Source organism: Rhodococcus phenolicus, assembly GCF_001646785.1.
Taxonomy (GTDB): Bacteria; Actinomycetota; Actinomycetes; order Mycobacteriales; family Mycobacteriaceae; genus Rhodococcus; species Rhodococcus phenolicus.
In genome coordinates this window covers 1-2,671 of record NZ_LRRH01000162.1, presented here as the reverse complement: position 1 = coordinate 2,671, position 2,671 = coordinate 1, and the positions used below count along the sequence as shown (strand labels likewise).

Annotated in this window: 3 protein-coding genes; all 3 read left to right on the top strand. The window is 65.6% G+C overall.

All coding sequences use genetic code 11. The features are described from left to right. On the top strand, window positions 1-776 hold a 776-nt coding region (locus A8G15_RS28360), incomplete at its 5' end, for a tyrosine-type recombinase/integrase (protein ID WP_068166532.1). Window positions 777-788: 12 nt separating this feature from the next. After that, complete coding sequence (locus A8G15_RS28355) at window positions 789-1,121, top strand: helix-turn-helix domain-containing protein (protein WP_068166530.1); 333 nt, start codon at window positions 789-791, stop codon at window positions 1,119-1,121. 11 nt (window positions 1,122-1,132) lie between these two features. Then, on the top strand, window positions 1,133-2,608 hold the full coding sequence (locus A8G15_RS28350) for a hypothetical protein (RefSeq protein WP_082900228.1): 1,476 nt from the start codon (window positions 1,133-1,135) through the stop codon (window positions 2,606-2,608). Window positions 2,609-2,671: the final 63 nt, after the last annotated feature.

The following is a 2,671-nucleotide window of genomic DNA, read 5'->3' as shown; positions in this document are numbered from 1 at the left end:
CTCTATGGGGCACTACTCAGGTGGTGCACGACTGGAACAGTGCTGTCCATGTGCAGGACGCTGAGAGGAGTCCTGGCAAGCGCGCGTTCTCCAAGCGTGAACTGCAGCAACTGTTCGACCGTGCCGACGAGGAGGTCGGGCGCATTCGTGCCCTGCGCCGGAAGGGCTGGTGGGCCGCCTACCGTGACGCGACGCTGTTCAAGACCGCCTACGCCTACGGGCTGCGCCTCAACGAGGTGCGCCGGTTGGAGACGGTCGACTTCGGGAGGAACCCGAAGGCCCGGCAGTTCGGCGGGTACGGGGTGCTGCGGGTCCGGCACGGTAAGGCGATGAGGGGCTCACCCCCGAAGCCCGGCAGTGTGCTCACCGTCTTCGACTGGGCTGTCGATGTCCTCGAGGAATGGGTTGAAGAGATTCGACCGGTCTTCGACTACGACGGACTCGTGCTGTTTCCCTCGCCTCGCCGCACACCCTTGGCCCACACCACCATCCAAGCGCGATTCCGGCGCTACTGTGATGATCTCGGTTTCGGGCCGGGTCTGGACTTTCACTCGTTGCGCCGGTCTTATGTGACACACCTGATCGAAGACGGGGTCGATCCCTTGTTCGTTCAGCAGCAGGTGCGTCACGAGCACGCGTCGACGACATCCCTCTACACGTGCGTGTCGAGCGACTACCGAACCAGGGTGCTCAGCCACGCCCTGACCACGATCTTCGACAATGCCGTCGAACCGGACCGGCGCCTGCTGCGACCGACGATACCAGGATCGAAGTAGAAGGAGAGGGCGATGAAACAGGTCAACTACCGGTGGCATGTCGCCGAGCTCATGGCGCGCCAGGGCATGCACAACACCACCGACCTGGCGCCGCGACTGCGCGAATACGGCGTCGACCTGTCCCCCTCGCAGGTGTATCGACTGGTGACGCAGACACCGGACCGGGTCTCCCCCCGGGTGCTCGGTGCGTTGTGTGCGATCTTCGCGTGCGAACTCGAAGACCTGCTCACCTTCACCTATACGCAGCAGACACCCCGGCGCGCAGCGACCGGCACCTCGGTGATCGACCTGAATACCGTGGGCCGGCCACGGCGCGCCCGGATCATCCGCGACGACGCCGACTGACACCGGCCGCCGTGACGCGCACCGACGATCGCCGCGGACGACCGCGCAGCCCAGGAGCCCACCAGTGCGACCGCTGCCGGCGCTCCACCACCAAGATCGTGGCCCGCTGGCCCGACGGCGCGATCTGCTATTCCTGTTATTCGTCGGCCACCCGCACCCACGGCGCCTGCCCCGGATGTGCGAACCGCCGGATGCTGCCCGGGCGCAATGCAGACGGCGACGCCGTCTGCGTGGACTGCGCAGGAATTCCCCTCGACCTGCACTGCCACCGCTGCGGACACGAAGAAGAGCGCTACCGTGCCGGGCTCTGTGCCCGATGCGCTCTGCGGGACGACCTGCACACAGTTCTGTGTCCCATCAACGACGCCGAGGACCCTCGCCGGCTGCTCCTCGAGGCCCTGGCCAGCGCGGCACGTCCCCAGAGCGTGCTCACCTGGATGCGAGGCACACAGGCGGCGGCGCTGCTCCATGTGATCGGCGCCGGCGAGGTGGAGCTCAGTCACAGCGGCCTCGACCTGCTTCCACCCGGACGAGCCGTCGAACATCTGCGGGCATTGGCCGTGCATCACGGCCTGCTACCCGAACGAGATCCGCACCTTGCCCGGTTCGAGCGGTGGCTCGGCACTGTCCTGGTCCGCCGCGGCGAGCAGCTCGGCCACCACCAACTGACCTCATTCGCCCGGTGGCATCATCTGCGGCGGGTCCGTCGACTTCCCGCTCACAGAACTGCCGCCGCAGTTCGCTCAGCGAAACAGGAAATCACCGTTGCAGCAGCCTTTCTCGACTACCTGAGCAGTCAAAACGTCGATCTCGACAACGTGAGCCAACGACACATCGACAGCTGGCTGGCTCCGGGCCCGACCACTCGCTACCTCGCCCGCACCTTCGTCGTCTGGGCCGTGCGGAACCGGCATCTTCCCCGCGCGATCGAGTTCCCGCATCGCCGGGCACAAACGCAACCCACCATGGACGACCAGCAGCGTCTCGAGCTGATCCGTCGCTGTCTCCACGACGACCACATCGCCCTCAACACCCGCGTCGCAGGGATTCTTCTACTCATCTACGCGCAACCCTTGGTCCGCATCGCCGCCCTACGATGCGACGACGTGGTCGTCGATCCCGACACCGGACTGACCCTCATCAGACTCGGTGAACCCGCCACGCCCGTACCCGAGCCGTTCGCGAGCGTGCTTCACCAGCAACGGAACAACAGGTTCAACCTCAACACCGGCACCACCGACAGCCCCTGGCTGTTTCCGAGCACCCGAGCCGGCCAGCACCTCCGCCCCGGCACCATCTTGGACAAGCTGCACGCCCTAGGAATCGACCGGAAGGCAGCACGCGTCGCCGCTCTCGAACATCTGGTCACCCGAACGCCACCAGCCGTGGTGGCCACCATGCTCGGATACAGCTACCAGGTCACCGAACGATACGCCGCCAAAGCGGGCGAGAACTACGCCGGATATCCGACCCTGCTCGGCGAATAACCCATCGATCTACGAACGAAAACCGGACGTAGGAAAACTGGAGGGAGTAGTGCCCCATAGAGT